Below are 18,783 nucleotides of genomic sequence, written 5' to 3' on the forward strand. Positions count from 1 at the left end.
GCGGATCGGGCGGGTACCCTGTCGACCCTGTTGCACGACCGGCTCGGGCTTACCGCCGCAAGCGCGGCCCGGCGTCACATATCCCGCTCCGGCACCTCGGCGACCAGGGTCACCAACGTCGCGGCGGGCGGCTCGGACTGGATCGGCCGGGCGGTGTCCGGCCGGCCGGCGTTCGCGTTCCTGCTGGCGGCCAAGCTTCTGTTCGGGCTGCTCGACCACCCAACCGGCCGTGCCGCCAGCAAACCCGCACCGACCAAGGGCCGGCAGCGAACCCCGCTGCCGGCCCACTGTTGTGCCGTACCACCCCACACCGTGACGTGAGCCGCAGCTCGCCCAGCACGGACCCGCACGCGCCGGGTACGGACAGGATCGCGGCGGGTCGTCACGCCCTCGGCGCCACCAACACCGCACAACGACAAGCAACAAAGCGGAGTCGCGACCTGCCGTGTGAGCCGGTCGACGTCACCACGATCTACGCACCACCGTCCGAGCCGGAAGAAGCGGTGCCCCACACAGTCGCGGGCCGGACGCCAGCCCCTACAGCCACCGCCCGGCCCGCCTCAGCACCTACTGCCGACGTTCACCAGCCACGGTGCCGACCCGTGTAGACAGCGTGGTGATGCCCGTGGTGATCCGAAGACCGATCCGAGCCGTGCTGCACATCCCGCCGGTGACCATGCCGGCCAGCGGCACGATCCTGATGCGCGCTGCCATGATCCCAATGCCCCCGCGCGTTGTCATCGGACCTGTGCATCGACCGATGATCCCCACCAGAACGATGCCTGCCCTGACGATCACCACCGTCGTGCCCACGAACCGGCCCACCATGGTGATCACCCCACTGCCGATCCTGACGACCACCGGCCCCCCGACCAGGATGGCCGGCCGTGTGACCACCGGCCTGTCCACCACCCGAGTGGGCGGTGTGGCCGCCCGTGCCCCCGGTGTGGCCGCCCGTGCCGCCCGTGCCGCCGGTCTGGCCGCTCCCGGTCTGGCCGGCGCCGCCTGTGCCGCCGGTGTGGCCGCCTGTGCCGCCGGTCTGGCCGCTCCCGGTCTGGCCGACGCCGCCTGTGCCGCCGGTGTGGCCGCCCGTGCCGCTGGTCTGGCTGCTGCCGCCCGTGGCGCCGGTGTGGCCGCCCGTGCCGCCTGTGCCGCCGGTCTGGCCACTCGCGCCGCCGGTGCCGCCGCTGGTCTGGCTGCTCCCGGTCTGGCCGCTGCCGCCCGTGGCGCCCGTCTGGCCGCCCGCGCCGCCGCCAGTGCCGCCCGTGCCGCCTGCGCCACCCGTGCCGCCGGTGCCGCCGCTGGTCTGGCCGCCCGGGCCCCCGCGGCCCGTCTGGCCGGTTCCGGTGCCGCCGGAGCCGGACTGTCCGCCGGTGCCGCCGGTGCCGCGTCCGGTCTGGCCGCTGCCGCCGGACCCTTGGGTGCCGCCGGATGCATGGCCGCTGGATCCGGTGTCACCGGTGTGTCCGGTGCCGGACTGTTGGCTGCCGGTGCCGTCGGGTGGGTTGGTGTCGGTCTGGGTCTGGTTGGCGCCCGGTTGGGTCGTGGTCGTGCCCGGGGCGGCGTGCGCGGCGGTGCTGGTCAAACCGAGGGCGGCGCTGGCGAGTAGGCCGAGGCCCACGGTCTTGAGGGTGTTGCGGGCAGTGAAGTGCATCGGTCCTCTTCCACGAAGCTGCACGTGTTGTTGTTTGTCGATGGGTTGGAGGGGTCGATGATTCGGTCTTCCAGTGCAAACGAGCCGGCTCGCGCTCAATGCATCGGCGGTTCGCGTGGGATCAGTTGCCGCAACACGACTCGGGTTGGTCGCGTGGGTTTACCTCGAACGGGTGGGCGTCGAGGTCGCTGCCGGTGGGCGCGCGCGGGTGATGCGGTGTGGCCGGTCGGCGGGAGCGGGCCTGGATGCTGACGGTGCGATTGCGGCTGTGCGCAGTCGCGGTCTGCCGCGGTTGTGGCGGCGCGCTCCCGGCCGGCGATGCGCCCGGGGTGACGGGCGGCGAGATGTCAAACCTCGCAGTTCGTGCGGTGGCGGCCCAGCGGCCCGCTCCGGTTTCGGAGTGTGGCGAGCGGGTGCTAGGTGTAGACGCTTGTGCGGCGGCTCGCGTGTGTGGCCCGGTCGGGGTCGTCTGAACGTGTCGTCGTCGGCGCGGTCCGGTGTCGTTGCATCGACGTCCAGGTGTTCGCCGGTACGCTGCGCGGCGTTTGGGGCCGGCTGGACGGGCAGGTTCTGTCGAAGTCGCGGTGGGGGCACCATGACGCGGTGACGACGTCGCCGGTGGGTCGGGACCGCTATCTGGATGTGCTGCGCGATGTGGCTATCGTTCGGGTCGTGGTGTTCCACATGTTGCGTTCGTGTGGCTGAGCTACGCGTTTCCAGCGATGGGCGTGATGTTCGCGCTCGGCGGTTCGCTGATGGCGGCGTCGCTGCAACGCTCCGCGGTGCGGGCGGTGACCGGCCGGCTGTCGCCGGCATTGCGGGTGCTGGCGGCGTGTCGTGCGAGTGATGTTGTGTGCTTTCCCCTCGGTGACCTGCTGCAGGTGTGGCAGCTCGGCCCGGCCACCCGGCTGGGCTACTTCGCGGTCGCGCTGGTCCTGCCGGCCGCGCCGGTCCTCGTACTCGGCCCCGTCGAGGACATCGCCGCCCGCCGCCCTCCTGCTGCCCATCCGCCCGCCCGCACCCGGCGCTGTCCGGGCCTCGGCGGCGCCGACGATCCCGCGCAACACGTTCTCGCGGATCGAGTCCGCCAACCATTCCGCCTGGACCGCCTGAAAGCCACACCACCAGTACATCCAGCTTGCCGTCCCGGATGACGTCCATCAGCCGCTCGAAGTCGGGGCGGCCCTTCGTCCGGTTGTGCCTGCCCATCGGCGTCCCTGGCTGCAACGATCGACTTTGGCAGCCGACGCTTCTCAGGAGGGGCTTACGGCCAGCCCAGGAGACGGGCTCCCAGGACCGCGGTGTGGAGGGTGAAGCGCTGGGTGGGCTCGCCCGGGTGGTAGCCGGTCAGGTCGCGGATGCGGTCCAGGCGGTACGTCACCGCGCGGACCGACAGGTGCAGGTGGCGGGCGGTGGCGGTGTAGTTGCCCTGGTGCTCGAACAGGACGGTGAGCGTGTCCAGGTACGGCTGGGCGCCGCCCCTCGCCTCGCGCAGCGGGCCCAGGACCGTGGTGACCAGGTCGGTGATGGCGTCGCGGTCGCGGAGCAGGACCGGGAAGACCAGCAGGTCGGCGGCGTTGAGGACGGGGGCGGTGAAGCCCAGCTTCGCGGCGTGGTCCAGGCAGCCGCGGGCCTCGTCGAGGGAGCGGGTCAGGCCCGGCAGGCCCGCGTGGGGGCGGCCGGCGCCGATCTGCCAGCCGCCCGGGCCGAGCTCGCCGACCAGGTGGTGGGCGAGCTCGGCGGCCAGGCCGCGCAGGCCGCCGGCGCTGATGCAGACCAGCTCGCCGTCGCGGAGGGTGGTGAGGGTGTTGCCGTCGCCGTACCGGGCCGCGAGGGCGGCGTCGACCCGGTGGGCGAGGGCCGGGGTCAGCGATGCGCCGCGGGCGACCAGGACGACGTGGGTGGCGGAGAGCCGGATGCCGTAGCGCTGGGCCCGCTGCGCCAGGCCGCCCGGGTCGGCGCGGCCGGTGAGCAGGTCGGTGACGAAGGCGGCCCGGTCGGTCTCGTGGCGGGCGAGCTCCGCGTGGTTGGCCCGGGCGTACCCGTCGAGCGCCGCCGCCATCACCCGCTCCAGCAGCGCAGGCCCGGCCGCCGCGCCTGCCGCCGCCCGCAGCAGCCCCAGGACGAGGTCGCGCACCGGCACGCCGTCGTCCGCCGCCCGCGCCCCGGCCAGCCCGGCCGCCTGGACCGGGTCCGCCGCACCGAACGGACCGCCGCCCACTGCGCCCTCGCCGCGGCCGCCGTCCGAGCCATCGGCTGCGCACCCCGCCTCTGGATCGCCGGACTGACGGCCGCCCGCTGTGCCGGACGGACGGTCGGCCGCCATGCCCGACGGACCGCTGCCCGCCGTGACCAGGCCAGGACGGCCGGGCAGGGCGTCGGCCGCGGGAACAGGTGCAGAGCGGCCGGGCGGATTGCCGGCGGCCGGATCCGGGGCCGGCGGTGCGGCGGTGGTCGGGGACGAGGAGGCCGGGATCGGGCCGGGGCCGGCGGGCGGTGGGTCAGGCGGCGATGTCACGGCGGTTGAACCACAGGACTCCGGCGGTGGCGGTCACCGCGCCGGCGACCACCAGCACGGCCAGCGGACCCGGGTGCCAGCCGGTGTGGAGGGGGTCGGTGCCGAAGGCGTAGTGGAACGGGGAGAGGTAGCGCAGCCAGGCCAGGCCGTCCACCACGCCGCCGAGGGCGTTGGCGATGTAGGTGAGCACGGCCAGGGCGCCGCTGACGGCCAGGACCGTCCCGCGGCGGCCGGTCGCGGCGCCGACGAGGAATGCGATGCCGGCGAAGCACCAGGCCAGGGCGGTCAGGCCGAAGGAGGCGGCGGAGACGTCGGACAGGGTGATGGCCATCCCGGCCGACGGGACGACGACCAGCAGCAGCAGCCACGGGACGGCGGCGACGGCGAGCACGGCGGCGGCCGTCGCGGCCAGGCGCTGGGCCGCGAACGCGATGCGGGTCACCGGGACCGTCAGCAGCAGCTCCAGCCCGCCGTCCTCCTCGGGGCCGGCGATGGTGCGGGCCGCCAGGGTGATGGCGCACAGCAGGACCAGCAGCGGGCCGATCAGGCTGAACACCGTCGCCTGCAGGTAGCCGGCGGGTGAGGTCAGGTCGGCGATGCCGAGGAAGTCGAGCATGTCCTGGGGGACCGCGGCCTGTTTGAGCTGGGAGACGCCGGCGAAGTCGCGGTAGAAGGACGTGTACAGGCCGGTGACCGCGGCGATGCCCACCGCCCAGCCCAGCAGTGCGCGGCGGTCGTCCGACCAGGTCTTACGCACCAGCGCGGGCAGCATCGGGGTCCCCTTCGGCGTGGTAGTAGTACGACAGGAACGTCTCTTCGAGGTCGGGCTCGGCCGAGAGCAGGTCGACGACCTCGTGCTGGGCGGCGGCCTTGATGAGCGGGTCGAGCTTGCCGTCCACGGTGCAGGTGAGGACCGGGCCGTCGACGTGCAGCTCGGAGATGCCGGGCAGGCCGGCGAACAGGGCGGCGCGGACCGGGTCGGCGAAGTGGATCTCGACGGTGCGCACGGCGCGGCGGCCGAGGGACTCGACGCGTTCGACGGCGGCGAGGCGGCCGGCGCGGACGATCGCGACACGGTCGGCGACCTCCTGGACCTCGGCGAGGACGTGGGAGGACATGAACACGGTCTGGCCGGCCGTGCGGGCCTCACGGACCAGGGCGAGGAACTCCTGCTGCATGAGCGGGTCGAGGCCGCTGGTGGGCTCGTCGAGCACGAGCAGGTCGGGCTGGTGCATGAACGCCTGGATCAGGCCGACCTTCTGCCGGTTGCCCTTGCTCATCGCGTGGACCGGGCGGGACAGGTCGAGCTCCAGCCGTTCGGCGAGCTCGGTCACGCGGCTGGACGCGACGCCGCCTCGGGCCGTACCGAAGAAGTCCAGCAGGGTCTGTGCTCTGCCTCGACGGCCGGGGAAGTGCAGCTCGCCGGGCAGATAGCCGATGCGGCGGTGCAGGGCCGCCCGGTCGCGGCGCGGGTCGAGGCCGAGGACCCGCACCCGGCCCGCGGTGGGGCGCAGGTAGTCGAGCAGGAGCCGGATGGTGGTGGTCTTGCCGGCGCCGTTGGGGCCGAGGAAGCCCATCACCTCTCCGGCGCGGACCTCCAGGTCAAGGCTGTCGATGCCGCGGTGCGCGCCGTAGAACTTGGTAAGTCCCTCGGCGCGCACCGCGATGTCGTCCGTCATGCCCTCCATCGTCCAGGCATCGACCTTGATCATCCAGGTCGGAGTCCGGCGAAGCTCACACCGCCCGGTTGCCGGACCCCGGCAACACACTGACGACCGCGGATGCGGGCAGCCGCGGCGTGTGCGGCGGCCCGGCGTGCTCGGGGTCGGCGATGCCGAGGCGCAGCACCAGGTAGGGCCAGCCGACGTCACCCAGCATCCGCCGCAGCGCCACCCGGGTGAAGTCCAGCTCGACCGGGCTGGACAGCGGCAGGACGGCGGTGCCGCGGCCGGTCGCGACAAGCCACAGCTCCCCGAGCGCCTCGCCGGCCGCGAGCCAGTCCGACCGCTCGTCGCCCTCGCCGTAGAGGATCGCGTAGTTCGCCGCCGAGTCGTGCCCGCCACCGGCGGCGAGGGCGCCGGCCACGCCGAAGTCCCGCTCCGCGACGGTGGTCAGCGGCGTCTCCGCCGGCAGCGAGACAGCCGGAATCCCGGTGCCGTCCGGGCGCGACCCACCGGCCCACTGCGCGGTCTCGGCCTGCATCTTCGCGTCGTGGCGCTGCGCCTCACCGGAGTGCTCGATCATGACGGCGAGCTGCAGGACCTGGTCGCGGTTGAGCACGTGCAGCCGGGCGCCGCCGCGGCGGGCCGCGGCCGCGAGGGCCTCCAGGGCCGCGGGCGCGACCGGCTCGTCGGTGACGACCCGCCGGTCGGTCCGCCGGACCTGCAGCAGCTGCAGCCGGTGCATGTCGTGCGGGTCGGCCGGCTCGTGCGCCACCGCCTGGATGACCGCGAGCGGCTCGCCGGCGTCTCGGGTGACCGACGCCTTCCAGCCTGCGGCGGCGAGCGCGACGAGCGCGTGGTGCAGGGCGGCGCCGCAGCTCAGGACCATGAGCCGGCCGTCCGGGTCCTGCTCGGCCAGCTGCCGCTCGGGGACCGCGAACAGCTCCATCCGGTCACCGTCGACCACCCACCGCCACGGCTGGGTGTTGTGCACTGAGGGCGCCAGCCGGGCGGCGTCCGCCGCCGCGGCCAGGGCATCGGTTGCGGTGGTCATGATGCGAGGCTCCAGTCCCGTACCTCGGGCATGTCCTCGAGGTGCTCCACGACGTACGTCTCGTGCTCGGCCAGCTTCCGCTCGCACCACGCCTTGAGCTCGGTGGCGCCGGGCGGGAGCCGCTTGGCGTTGTTGATGGCGTCCATGACGAGGTGGTACCGCGACACCCGGTTGCGCACCGTCATGTCGAACGGGGTCGTGGTCGTGCCCTCCTCGATGAACCCGCGCACCCGGAACCGGTCGGCGTCGGGCCGGCCGTGCACCAGCTGGTGGACCGCGCCCGGGTAGCCGTGGAAGGCGAACACCACGTCGACCCGGTCGGTGAACAGCTCCGTGAACTGGGTCTCGCTCATCCCGTGCGGGTGGTCCTTGCGCCGGGGCAGCGTCATGAGGTCCACGACGTTGACGACCCGGACCCGGAATTTCGGCAGCCGCTCCCGCAGGATCTGCGCGGCCGCCACGGTCTCCATCGTCACCACGTCACCGGCGCAGGCCAGGACGATGTCGGGGTCCATGGTGCCGTCGTCGGTGCCGGCCCACTCCCAGATCCCGGCGCCGCGTGTGCAGTGCTCGATCGCGGCGTCCATGCTCAGCCACTGCAGCTGCGGCTGCTTGTCGATGACGATCAGGTTGATGTAGTTGCGGGAGCGCAGGCAGTGGTCGGCCACGGAGAGCAGGCAGTTCGCGTCCGGCGGCAGGTAGACCCGGGCGACGTCGCCGCGCTGGGTCAGCACCACCTGGATGAGCCCGGGACCCTGGTGGCTGAACCCGTTGTGGTCGTTGCGCCAGGCGGTCGAGGTGAGCAGCACGTTAAGGCTTGGCACGGGCGCCCGCCACGGCAGCCGCCGGCTCTCCTGCAGCCATTTGCCGTGTTGTACCGTCTGCGACGCCGACACCATCGCGAAGGCCTCGTAGGTCGCGAACATGCCGTGGCGCCCGGTCAGGTTGTAGCCCTCCAGCCAGCCGTGGCAGTTGTGCTCCGACAGCACCTCCATGACCCGCCCGTCGCGGCCGATGGCCACGTCCACGTCGGTCACCGGCTCCATGAACGCCCGGTCGGACACCTCGAACACGGCCCCGAGCCGGTTGCTGTTCGTCTCGTCGGGGCAGAAGAGCCGGAACCGGTCCGGGTTGTCGCGGTAGATGTCGCGCATCAGCTCGCCGAGGCGCCGCGTCGACTCCGCCCGCTCGGTGCCGGGCGCCGGGACGTCGACGGCGTACTTGCGGAAGTCCGGGATGGCCAGATCCTGCGTCAGCAGCCCGCCGTTGGCGTGCGGGCTCGCGCTCATCCGCAGGTCGCCCGCGGGCGCGAGGTCCCGGATGGCCCGGGTGGGCGCCCCGTTGGCGTCGAAGAGCTCCTCCGGTCGGTACGAGCGCAGCCACTCCTCCAGCAGGCGCAGGTGCTCGGGGTTGTCCTTGACGCCGGACAGCGGCACCTGGTGCGAGCGCCACGTGCCGGTGACCTTGATGCCGTCGACCTCCTCGGGCCCGGTCCAGCCCTTGGGGGAGCGCAGGACGATGAGCGGCCAGCGCGGCCGGGTCCCGTCCCAGTCCCCGCCGCGGGCGGCGGCCTGGATCGCGCCGATCTTGTCGTACGCCTCGGCCAGGACGGCCGCGAACCGGTGGTGCATGCCCGGCAGGTCACCGCCCTCGACCTCGAGGACGTCGTAGCCGTGTCCTTCGAGCAGCGACCGTACCTCTGCCGGGTCCTTGCGTCCCAGCACGGTGGGGCCGGCGATCTTGGCTCCGTTGAGGTGCAGGATCGGCAGCACGGCCCCGTCCCGCGCCGGGTTGATGAAGGAGACGCCCTTCCACGACCCCTCCAGGGGCCCGGTCTCGGCCTCGCCGTCGCCGACCACGGCCACGGTGAGCAGCTCCGGGTTGTCCATCACGGAGCCGAAGGCGTGCACGAGCACGTAGCCGAGCTCCCCGCCCTCGTGGATCGACCCCGGCGTCGTCACCGACACGTGGCTGGGGATCCCGCCCGGCGCCGAGAACTGCCGGAACAGCCGCAGCAGACCCGCCTCGTCCTGCGACACCGCCGGGTAGATCTCGCTGTAGGTGCCCTCCAGGTATCCGGCGGCGACGAGCGCCGGCCCGCCGTGCCCCGGCCCGGCCAGGTAGATGGCGTGCTGGCCGGTCTGCTTGATCAGCCGGGACAGGTGCGCGTAGATGAAGGAGAGCCCGGGGCTCGTGCCCCAGTGCCCGAGCAGGCGCGGCTTGATGTCACCGGCCTCCAGCGGGCGGCGCAGCAGCGGGTTCGCCTGCAGGTAGATCTGCCCGATCGTCAGGTAGTTGTTCGCTCGCCACCACGCATCCAGCTGCTCGAGTTCGACATCATCAAGCTCAGCCCGCAGGTGCTGTGTCATGACCTCTCCCCGGTGTTTCGCACGGCCTCCACTTCTAGGCTGACGGTAGCGGTGGAAGCTGAGCAGAGCCGGAGGTCCCGACAATCCCAGGACCCGTCCCGATCGGCCGGGGCCGGGTGGGGCCGGGTGACCCGGCGGTGCGTCGCGGGGTGACGCCGCCGTCACCGCGAGCGGGGCGTGCGCCCGTCGCGGCCGCTCGGACCGGCGCACCCGCTACGAGACGGGGAAGCGGGCGGTGAACGCGGCGCGCACCGGCGCGCCGCGGGCGTCATCGAGCACCCCGAACACCATCTCGTCGAAGCAGCCCGCGGCGTCGGCCAGGGCACCGGCGAACGCGCCGGCCACGGTGTCCGGGTCGTTGCCGAAGACGCCGCAGCCCCACGCGCCCAGGACCAGGCGCCGGTGTCCGTGGGCCGCCGCGACGGCGAGGACCCGGCGGGCCCGGACGGCGAGCGCGGCGGCGGCCCGGGCGGCCCGGGCCGTCGGCAGGGCACTGCGGTTGGGGGCCGCGGCGGTCAGGAAGGAGACGTCGTACGGGGTCTCCAGCAGCCGCCCGTCGTCGTCGCGGAACACCGGGACACCCGGCGAGTGGATGACGCTGTCGCTGTACATGCTGTCGTTGCGCGACCGGTGCAGCGCGTAGAACCGCGGCGCGCCGGTGAGGCAGCTGTACAGCGCCGACGCCCGCGCGAGGCTCTCCTCCTGGGCCCGGGCGCCGGTGCGGAAGCCGCCGCCCGGGTGCTTCGCGGACGCGAAGACAAGCGCCGCGACGGGGCCGTGCGCGGCGAGCCGGCGGGTGGCGGCCAGGGTGCTCTCACCGGTCACCGTGACGGCCACCGGGCCGGGAACGCCAGTCGCCGGCGGCAGCGGCTGCCCGGGCTCGTACAGCACGGTGCCGGTGACCGCCGCGCGTATCCCGGCGCGCAGATCGACCTTGCGGCCGCCGGGCGAGCGGTAGCCGGCAGCATGCAGGATCGCTATGGTGTCGCGGGCGAGGTCCCTCAGTTGTGCACTCACGCCGCTCGATTCTGTCCGGCCGCGCCGTTTCCGGCGACCGGTTTAGCGGCCCCGGGCGATGCGCCGGGCGATGCGCCGGGCGGTTGCCGCCGGGCGCGACTGGGTAGACGTGCAGGCATGGGACTGACCGACGACGACATCACGACCACTGCACACAGCACGCACTCCGAACACCATGAGCACCACTCGCACTCCTCCCACCACTCGAGCGTCAACGGCGTGCCGACCGACGACTCGGAGCACGAGGAGCACGTGGTCCGCGACCACGTCTCCGGCGAGGGCCCCAACGACGGCGGCGCCGACCCGCACGGCACCGACGGCGGCGCCGACGGGGGCGCCCAGCTCTGAGGCGCCGATCCGCAGCAGCACTGAAGGCCGACCCGGCACCCGGGTCGGCCTTCGTCTTTGCAGGACATTGCACGAAGACGTTGACGAATGGGTCAGAAATCTGCAATCTTATAGGCCCTGTCCTTGCAAAAACTGAGCAAACATCTGCAACTTCCGGTGAGTGCACCGCCAACCGCCCGCCGGTGAACACCCCACCCCCGCCCGATCCCGCGCGCGCCTCCGCCAATGTGCTGCCCACGCGTGCCCACGCACGCGAACCGCCGCACGGCCGCCGGGCCGGGCATTCCGCGCTGTCATCTGATCGGAGCAGAGGACAACCATGCCCAGAAGAAGACTCACGGCCGGTGCGCTGACGGTCCTGCTGGCCGTCGCCGGTGCCGTCGGCCTCACCGCCGCCCCGCCCGCCGGCGCCGCCGGCGGCCCGAACCTCGCCCAGGGCAGGACCGCGACCGCCGGCAGCGCCAACAGCCCGTACGTGGCCGGCAACGTCACCGACGGCAACCAGAGCAGCTACTGGGAGAGCGCCAACAACGCGTGGCCGCAGTGGATCCAGGTCGACCTGGGCTCCGCGATCAGCATCGACCAGGTCAAGCTCAAGCTCCCGACCGGCAGTTGGGGCGCGCGCACCCAGACCCTCGGCCTGACCGGCAGCACCGACGGCATCAACTTCACCACCACGCTGTCCGCGCCCGCCGCCCGCCAGTTCGACCCGGCCAGTGCCAACACCGCAACCATCGGGTTCACCGCCGCGACCGTCCGTTACGTGCGGGCCACGATCACCGCCAACACCGGCTGGCCGGCCGGGCAGCTGTCCGAGTTCGAGGTGTACGGCGCGGCAACGACGACCAACCCGCCGACCGCGCCCGGGAACCTGGCCTACACCGAGCCCGGCAACGGCCAGATCAAGCTGACCTGGACCGCGTCCTCGTCGTCGCTGGGCATCGGCGGGTACACCGTCTACGCCAACGGCACCGCCCGGGCCACGGTCGCGGCGGGCACCCTCACCTACACCGACACCCAGGCCGCCGGGGCGACTGTCGAGTACTTCGTCCGCGCCCGCGACACCGCCGGCACGGAGAGCGCTGACAGCAACCATGTGACCCGCAACGGCAGCACCCAGCCGCCGGGCGGCACGAACCTGTCGCAGGGCAAGCCGGTCGACGCCAACTCCTCGGTCTTCGGGTTCGTCGCGGCCAATGCCGTGGACGGCAACGTCGCCACCTACTGGGAGTCCAACGGCTACCCGGGCACGCTCACCGTGCACCTGGGCGCCAACGCCGACATCAACTCCGTCGTCGTGCGGCTGAACCCCGACACCGCCTGGGGTGCCCGCACCCAGGCGATGACGGTGCTCGGCCGCGAGCAGTCCGCGACCGGCTTCACCACCCTCAAGGCCCAGGCGAACTACGCATTCGCGCCCGGCGGCACCCAGAACACGGTCACGATCCCGGTGACGGCCCGCGTGGCCGACGTCCAGCTGCAGTTCGCGAGCAACACCGGCGCGCCCGGCGGCCAGGTCGCCGAGCTGCAGGTGTTCGGGGCGATGGCACCGAACCCGGACCTCGTCGTCACCACCGCGTCCTGGTCACCCGCGTCGGTCAACGAGACGACAGCGATCACGCTGGCCGCCACCGTGCGCAACGACGGTACCGCCGCCGCCCCCGCGACAACCGTCAGCTTCGCGCTCGGCGGGTCGCTCGCGGGCTCGGCGAACGTCGGCGCCCTCGCCGCCGGCGCGTCCACGACCGTCACGTTCAACGCCGGCACCCGCCCGATCGGCAGCTACCCGCTGACCGCCACGGTCGACCCGGCCAACACGGTCGTCGAGCAGAACAACGACAACAACGCCTTCACCACCCCCGGCCCGCTCGTGGTGACCCAGGCCCCCGGCCCGGACCTGCAGGTGACGGCGGTCGCCACCAACCCGGCCAGCCCGGCCGCCGGCGCCGCGGTGTCCTTCACCGTCGCGGTCGCCAACACCGGCACCACCGCGGTCAGCGCGGCCACGGTGACCCGGCTGAGCGTCGGCGGCACCACCCTGAACACCAGCACCGGCGCGATCCCGGCCGGGCAGACGGTCACCGTGGCCGTCAGCGGCACCTGGACCGCCGTCGCCGGCGGGGCCACGATCCTCGCCACCGCCGACGCGACGAACGTCGTCGCCGAGACCCACGAGGACAACAACACGCTCTCGCGCTCCATTGTGGTCGGTCGCGGCGCCGCCGTGCCGTACACCGAGTACGAGGCCGAGGCGGCCAGCTACAACGGCACCCTGGTGACCGCCGACCCGCTGCGCACGTTCGGGCACACCAACTTCGGCACGGAGAGCTCCGGCCGGGCGTCGGTGCGGCTCACCGGCACCGGGCAGTACGTCGAGTTCACCGCCACGAACCAGTCGAACTCCATCGTGGTGCGCAACTCGGTGCCCGACTCACCCTCCGGCGGCGGGCAGGACTACACGCTCAGTCTCTACGCCAACGGCGTCTTCGTCCAGAAGCTCACCCTGTCGTCACACTTCAGCTGGTTGTACGGCACCAGCGACGACACCGAGTCACTGTCCAACAGCCCCGGGGCGGACGCGCGGCGGCTCTTCGACGAGTCCCACGCGCTGCTGAGCCAGAGCTACCCGGCGGGCACGAAGTTCAAGCTCCAGCGCGACAGCGGCGACAACGCGTCGTTCTATTACATCGACCTCATCGACCTGGAGCAGGTCGCGCCGCAGCTGTCCCAGCCCGCCGGCTGCACGTCGATCACGCAGTACGGCGCCGTGCCCAACGACGGCCTCGACGACACCGCGGCCATCCAGCGGGCGGTGATGGACGACCAGAACGGCGTCATCAGCTGCGTGTGGATCCCGGCCGGGCAGTGGCGCCAGGAGCAGAAGATCCTGACCCCGGACCCGACCCGCGGGCAGTTCAACCAGAAGGGCATCCGCAACGCCGTCATCAAAGGCGCCGGCATGTGGTACTCCCAGCTGTACACGACCACCGAACCGCAGAACGTGACCGGGAACATCAACCACCCGCACGAGGGCAACGTCGGCTTCGACATCGACGACAACGTGCAGCTGTCCGACATCGCGATCTTCGGCGACACCACCAACCGCAAGGACCGCGGCCACGGGCTCAACGGCCGCTTCGGCCAGAACACCAAGGTGTCGAACGTGTGGATCGAGCACACCAACGTCGGCGCCTGGGTCGGCCGCGACTACAGCGACACCCCCGCCTACTGGAACCCGGCCATCGGCCTGGAGTTCTCCGGCATGCGCATCCGCGACACCTACGCCGACGGCATCAACTTCTCCAACGGCTCCCGCAACTCCAAGGTGTACAACTCCTCGTTCCGCACCACCGGCGACGACTCCCTCGCCGTCTGGTCGAGCACCTACGTCAAGGACCAGTCCGTCGACGTCGGCCACGACAACCACTTCACCAACAACACCATCCAGCTGCCGTGGCGGGCCAACGGCATCGCCATCTACGGCGGCTACGGCAACGGCGCGGAGAACAACCTCATCGCCGACACGATGAACTACCCGGGCATCATGCTGGCCACCGACCACTCGCCGATCCCGTTCTCCGGCACCACCGTCCTGGCGAACAACGGCCTCTTCCGCTGCGGCGGCGTGTTCTGGGGCGAGCAGCAGAAGTTCGGCGCCATCACGCTGTTCGCACCGGGCACCGACATCCCCGGCGTCACGATCCGCGACACCGACATCTCCGACTCCACCTACGACGGCATCCAGTTCAAGGCCGGCAGCGGCCAGTACCCGAACGTCGCCATCACCAACGTCCGTATCGACAAGTCCAACAACGGCGCCGGCATCCTGGCCATGGGCAGCGCCCGCGGCAGCGCCACCCTGACCAACGTCACCATCACGAACTCCGCCACCGGCAGCGTCGTGAAGGAGCCCGGCTCCCAGTTCGTCTTCAACGGCACACCGAACTAGCCGATCCGCGGCGAGAGGCTCCGCCTCCACCCGCACCCCGCACGGTCCGCGCCACCCGGCTGCGGGCCGTGCGGGGCCGTGCGTGACCGGCGAGGCGATTGGGCACCGCGACAATGGGTACGCCCACCTCCACAACCTCTGGAGGCACGCGTGAGCATCTCCGACCCGATCGGCCAGCCCGACGGCGAGCGCCCCATCGACATCACCGACACGCCCGGAGACGACGGGCCGGGGCCGCTGCCGACCCCTGAGCCCCAGCCCGACCACGAAAGCCGGCCCGGCGAGGCACCCAGCCTGCCGGAGCCCGGCCAGCCCGCCCAGCAGTGACGTCCGGGCCGGGGCCGACGAGCGGTCGCCCCCGGCCCCGCCGAGCCCGGGTGGAAGGTTCACGGTTCGAAACGTGTTTCGGAACATTTTCTGGCCGCGGCCGGCAAGTGTTCCTTGACCGGCGGGTCATGGGCGGTCGACGATGGGGTCGTGACGAGCCGCATCCTGGTGCCGTTCCAAGGGGAGGGCACCGGCGCCGGGCCCATGACGTGGGCGCAGCACTCGATGTGGCAGACGATGCAGGAGTCCGGCCGCAGCATGAACATCGGCGGCGCGCTGCCCCTGCCGCCGGGCACGCCGCTGGAGGCGATGACCCGCACCCTGCAGTACCTCGTCAGCCGGCACCCGGCGCTGCGGACCCGGCTCGAGTTCGGCGGCGACGGACCCCCGCGGCAGGTCGTGGCGGACGCCGGGGAGGCGGTCGTCGAGGTCGTCGACGTGCCGGCGGCCGGCGATGCGGGCGCGGCGGCGGAGGAGCTGCGGCGGCGATACCTTGACGACAGGTTCGACTACGCCGTCGAGTGGCCGGTGCGGATGGCGGTCGTGCGGTGCGGGCCGGAGCTGACCCACGTCGTGCTCGTCTACTGCCACCTCGCCGTCGACAGCTTCGGCATCGACGAGCTCGTGCGTGACCTCGCCCATCTCGGCGGGCCGGCGAGTCCACGCGACAGCCTCACACCGCTCGCCATCGCCGCCGGTGAGCAGACTCCGGGCGGGGTCCGCAAGAGCCGCAAGTCGCTGCGGTACTGGGAGCAGCAGCTCCTGTCGCTGCCCGCCCCGCGGCCCGGGGCGCCGGGGGATGCGCGCGAGCCGCGGTTCTGGGAGCTCACCATCCGGTCCCCGGCGATCCACCGAGCGCTGCGGACCGTCGCGCACCGCACCGGTTTCGACTCCACGTTCGTGGCGCTCGCCGCCTACACCGTGGCCCGGGGCCGGCTCGCCGGTGGCGGGCCCGTCGCCGCCCAGCTGGTCGTGAACAACCGGTTCCGGCCCGGGTACGCCGACGCGGTGGGCCTGCTCGTCCAGAACGGCCTCTGCGTCATCGACCCGGCCGGTGAGCCGTTCGACGAGCTGGTGCGCCGGGCCTGGAACGCCGCCACCAACGCCTTCGCGCACGGATACTACGACCCGGCCGGGCTCGCCGAGCTCCTCGACCGGCTGCCGCGCGACATCGCCTACCTGGTCAACGACCGCCGCGGCGGCACCGCCGCCGGTGCCACGGTCCCCACCGCCGACGAGGTCAAGGCCGCGGTGGCGCTTACCACGTCGCGGTGGACCAGGAAGATCGACCGGCTGACCTACACCATGATCGTCAACATCGACGCCGCCGCCGACGGGACCGACGCGGTCGACGTCGCCGTCACCGCCGACACGCACCGCATCGGACCGGCCGGGATCGAGGTGTTCGGCCGGGAACTCGAAGCCGTCCTGGTCGCCGCCGCGAGTGAAGGAGAGCCGAACCGTGCTCAGTGAAGCCGACGCCGAACACTTCCTGACCCGCGGCTACATCGTCGTGCGCAACTGCTTCAGCCGGGCCGACGCGCAGGAGTACACCCGCACGCTCTGGACCCGGCTCGGCTACGACCCGCAGGACCCGTCGACGTGGGCCGAGCCGTCGGTGCACATGCCCGGCCACCGCACCATCGACGTGGCAACGTTCGCCCCCAAGGCGTGGGAGGCGATCTGCGACCTGGTCGGCGGCCCGGAGCGGATCGCCACGACCGCACCGCACCAGTGGAACGACGGGTTCATCGTCAACCTCGGCGAGGGCGCGGACCGCCCGTGGGCCGACGCGTCACCGCAGGCGCCGGGCTGGCACAAGGACGGCGACTTCTTCCGGCACTTCCTCGACTCGCCCGAGCAGGGCCTGCTGACCCTGGTGCTGTGGTCGGACGTGCAGCACCGGGGCGGCGCGACGTTCGTGGCGGCCGACTCGGTGGCCCCGGTGGCCCGGTTCCTGGCCGCGCACCCCGGCGGCGTGTATCCGCCGGGCGTCGAGCCCCCGCCCGGCGGCTCGGTGCCGGCCGTGTTCGACTACGCGGACCTCATCGCCGGCTGCACCGAGTTCGTCGAGGCCACCGGCGAGGTCGGCGACGTGTACCTGCTGCACCCGTTCATCCTGCACGCGCGGGCCCAGAACGTGCTGCGCGCGGTCCGGGTCATCACCAACCCGCCGGTGACCCTGGCCGAGCCGATGCGCTTCGACCGCGCCGACCCCGCCGAGCACTCCCTGGTGGAGCGGGCGGTCCTGCGCGCGCTCGGCGCCGAGCGGCTGCCGTTCACGCCGACCGGCCCGCGCGAGGTGCTCGTCCCGCCGCGCGTGCTGCGCCAGCAGCGGATGCTGGCCGAGGAGGCCGCCCGGCTGCGCGTCGGTTAGCGGGCGGCGAGGAACTCGCGGGAGCGTTCGAGCACCAGGGCGGTGGCGTCGGCGTCGTAGGAGGGCAGGCTGCTGTCGGTGAAGAGGTGCCGGTCGCCCTTGTAGACGTACAACTGCGCAAGGTCTGTGATGCTCGTCAGCTCTTTGGCGGCGTCGATGTCGCCCTCGCCGGCGAAGAACGGGTCGGCGTCCATGCCGTGGATCTGCACGGGAACGCCCTCGGGCCACGGGCCGATCGCCCACTCGCCGCTGACGGGCAGGCACGCCTCGTAGAGCAGCGCGCCGCGGGCGCCGGGGCGGGTCTGTGCGAGGCGCTGGGCGAGCATGACACCCCACGAGACCCCGGCGTACACCGAGCCGTCGAACGCGGACCAGTCCCGCTCGTCGACCTCCTTCGCGAGCGCCGCGCCCTCCTCCAGGGAGGCGGGCCGCACCCCGCCGAACAGGTCAGGCGTGTGCACGGTGTGCCCACCGGCCCGCAGCCCGTCCGCGAGCGCCAGGACGCCGTCGGTGAGCCCGCGCAGGTGGTGGAACAGTACGACTTCGGCCATACCGGCCACCCTAGACCGGGCAGTCGCGCAGCGCAGCGATGAGAGCCGCGACAGTTCCCGCAACTGTGGACACGGCCGTCACGATAATCTGACAGGCATTTGCGGCGGTACTCCCGGGAGGCGGCGTGGCGCGCAAGGCGGAGCGGATCGCCGCGGAGCTGCGCCGGCGGATCGTCGAGGGTGAGCTGCGCCCGGGCCAGGCCCTGCCCGCGGCGAAGGAGCTCATGGCCGAGTGGGGCGGGTCGATGGGCCCGGCGTACCGCGCCCTGACCATGCTGCGCCACGACGGCCTCGCCGAGCGGGCACCGGCGGGCCGCGGCCTGGTCGTCGCCGAGCAGGCCGCGACCGCCGCGGAGTCGCCCGGGCCACCACCGCCGGAGGAGGCCGCGATCCGGGCCGGGCTCGTCCGGGCCGCGATCGCCGTCGCCGACCGGGAGGGCCTGGCCGCCCTCTCGATGCGCCGGGTGGCGATGGAGTGCGGCCAGCCCAGCGTGTGGCTGCTCACCTACGTCCGGGACCGCGACCGGCTGGTGGCGCTCATGTCGGACTCGGTCTTCGCCGCGCACCCGCCGCCCGCGCACCCGGCCGGTGACCGGCGAGCCCGGCTGGAGTCGGTGTGCCGGCTGCAGTGGGCGATGTACCGCCGGCACCCCTGGCTCGCCGTCGCCGTCTCCTTCCACCGGCCGCACGGCACCCCGCACGTGGCGGCCCACACCGACTGGGCCGTCGCGGCCGTGACCGGCGCCGGAAGCGGCGACACCGGCGCGGCGGCGGCGACCGGCCCGATGATCGCCGCCACCGCCGCGAACTTCGTGCGGGGCAGCGCCCTGAACCTCGCCCCGACCCCGGCCGGCGACGACGCCTTCGAGGCGGGCCTGCAGCGCCTCCTGGACGGCTTCGCCCTCGACGGCTGACGGTGCGGGCCCGGCATCCCCCTCCGGAGGCCGGGGCGCCGATG

The 18,783-nt window shown here is 72.9% G+C and carries 17 protein-coding genes; 9 read left to right on the forward strand and 8 right to left on the reverse strand.

Annotation, left to right across the window (positions count from 1 at the left end):
* Positions 1-30 precede the first annotated feature (30 nt).
* A complete protein-coding gene (locus tag Dvina_RS20480) occupies positions 31-321 on the forward strand; it encodes a hypothetical protein (protein WP_223104073.1) in 291 nt (96 codons plus the stop codon).
* Positions 322-580: 259 nt separating this feature from the next.
* On the opposite strand, the gene Dvina_RS20485 is transcribed toward Dvina_RS20480, so the two are convergent.
* Positions 581-1,654 carry a hypothetical protein gene (locus tag Dvina_RS20485; protein ID WP_223104074.1) on the reverse strand — a complete coding sequence of 358 codons (1,074 nt, stop codon included), beginning with the start codon at positions 1,652-1,654 and terminating at the stop codon, positions 581-583.
* Between the two features lie 519 nt (positions 1,655-2,173).
* Between Dvina_RS20485 and Dvina_RS54330 the strand changes: the two genes are divergently transcribed.
* Together Dvina_RS54330 and Dvina_RS55775 are read left to right on the forward strand one after the other, a co-directional pair.
* Complete coding sequence (locus Dvina_RS54330) at positions 2,174-2,359, forward strand: hypothetical protein (protein ID WP_223104075.1); 186 nt, start codon at positions 2,174-2,176, stop codon at positions 2,357-2,359.
* The gene (locus Dvina_RS55775; RefSeq protein ID WP_223104076.1) at positions 2,350-2,808 is read left to right on the forward strand and encodes a hypothetical protein; all 459 of its coding nucleotides are present in this window, start codon (positions 2,350-2,352) and stop codon (positions 2,806-2,808) included. The genes Dvina_RS54330 and Dvina_RS55775 overlap by 10 nt, the downstream gene beginning before the upstream one ends.
* Before the next feature lie 110 nt (positions 2,809-2,918).
* Here Dvina_RS55775 and Dvina_RS20500 read toward each other — a convergent pair whose 3' ends face one another.
* The 6 genes from Dvina_RS20500 to Dvina_RS20525 all read right to left on the reverse strand — a co-directional run bounded on the left by Dvina_RS20500 (position 2,919) and on the right by Dvina_RS20525 (position 10,273).
* Positions 2,919-3,875 carry a PucR family transcriptional regulator gene (locus Dvina_RS20500; protein WP_246656337.1) on the reverse strand — a complete coding sequence of 319 codons (957 nt, stop codon included), beginning with the start codon at positions 3,873-3,875 and terminating at the stop codon, positions 2,919-2,921.
* A 280-nt stretch (positions 3,876-4,155) separates the two neighbouring features.
* On the reverse strand, positions 4,156-4,944 hold the full coding sequence (locus Dvina_RS20505) for an ABC transporter permease subunit (RefSeq protein ID WP_223104078.1): 789 nt from the start codon (positions 4,942-4,944) through the stop codon (positions 4,156-4,158).
* Complete coding sequence (locus Dvina_RS20510; protein WP_223104079.1) at positions 4,922-5,851, reverse strand: ABC transporter ATP-binding protein; 930 nt, start codon at positions 5,849-5,851, stop codon at positions 4,922-4,924. Before Dvina_RS20510 ends, Dvina_RS20505 begins: the two co-directional genes overlap by 23 nt.
* A 55-nt stretch (positions 5,852-5,906) precedes the next feature.
* Positions 5,907-6,887, reverse strand: a complete 981-nt coding sequence (locus Dvina_RS20515; RefSeq protein WP_223104080.1) for an Acg family FMN-binding oxidoreductase — start codon at positions 6,885-6,887, stop codon at positions 5,907-5,909.
* On the reverse strand, positions 6,884-9,256 hold the full coding sequence (locus Dvina_RS20520; protein ID WP_223104081.1) for a phosphoketolase family protein: 2,373 nt from the start codon (positions 9,254-9,256) through the stop codon (positions 6,884-6,886). Before Dvina_RS20520 ends, Dvina_RS20515 begins: the two co-directional genes overlap by 4 nt.
* A gap of 213 nt (positions 9,257-9,469) precedes the next feature.
* Positions 9,470-10,273 (reverse strand): TIGR02452 family protein, encoded by an 804-nt coding sequence (locus tag Dvina_RS20525; RefSeq protein WP_223104082.1) that lies wholly within the window; start codon positions 10,271-10,273, stop codon positions 9,470-9,472.
* A 117-nt stretch (positions 10,274-10,390) separates the two neighbouring features.
* On the opposite strand from Dvina_RS20525, the gene Dvina_RS20530 reads away from it, so the two are divergent.
* From Dvina_RS20530 to Dvina_RS20550, 5 genes are all read left to right on the forward strand, one after another.
* On the forward strand, positions 10,391-10,621 hold the full coding sequence (locus tag Dvina_RS20530; RefSeq protein ID WP_223104083.1) for a hypothetical protein: 231 nt from the start codon (positions 10,391-10,393) through the stop codon (positions 10,619-10,621).
* Positions 10,622-10,940: 319 nt separating this feature from the next.
* Positions 10,941-14,570 carry a CARDB domain-containing protein gene (locus Dvina_RS20535; RefSeq protein WP_223104084.1) on the forward strand — a complete coding sequence of 1,210 codons (3,630 nt, stop codon included), beginning with the start codon at positions 10,941-10,943 and terminating at the stop codon, positions 14,568-14,570.
* 150 nt (positions 14,571-14,720) lie between these two features.
* Positions 14,721-14,897: a hypothetical protein gene (locus Dvina_RS20540; protein ID WP_223104085.1), complete on the forward strand. Its 177-nt coding sequence runs from the start codon at positions 14,721-14,723 to the stop codon at positions 14,895-14,897.
* A gap of 150 nt (positions 14,898-15,047) precedes the next feature.
* Positions 15,048-16,370, forward strand: a complete 1,323-nt coding sequence (locus Dvina_RS20545; protein ID WP_223104086.1) for a condensation domain-containing protein — start codon at positions 15,048-15,050, stop codon at positions 16,368-16,370.
* Positions 16,360-17,274 (forward strand): phytanoyl-CoA dioxygenase family protein, encoded by a 915-nt coding sequence (locus tag Dvina_RS20550; protein WP_223104087.1) that lies wholly within the window; start codon positions 16,360-16,362, stop codon positions 17,272-17,274. Before Dvina_RS20545 ends, Dvina_RS20550 begins: the two co-directional genes overlap by 11 nt.
* Here Dvina_RS20550 and Dvina_RS20555 read toward each other — a convergent pair.
* Positions 17,271-17,825, reverse strand: a complete 555-nt coding sequence (locus Dvina_RS20555) for a dienelactone hydrolase family protein (protein WP_223104088.1) — start codon at positions 17,823-17,825, stop codon at positions 17,271-17,273. The two genes, Dvina_RS20550 and Dvina_RS20555, sit on opposite strands and share 4 nt — an antisense overlap.
* 125 nt (positions 17,826-17,950) lie before the next feature.
* Between Dvina_RS20555 and Dvina_RS20560 the strand changes: the two genes are divergently transcribed.
* On the forward strand, positions 17,951-18,739 hold the full coding sequence (locus Dvina_RS20560) for a winged helix-turn-helix domain-containing protein (RefSeq protein WP_223104089.1): 789 nt from the start codon (positions 17,951-17,953) through the stop codon (positions 18,737-18,739).
* The last annotated feature ends 44 nt before the right edge of the window (positions 18,740-18,783 follow it).

Origin of the sequence: Dactylosporangium vinaceum (genome assembly GCF_019904175.1) — a bacterium.
Lineage (GTDB): Bacteria > Actinomycetota > Actinomycetes > Mycobacteriales > Micromonosporaceae > Dactylosporangium > Dactylosporangium vinaceum.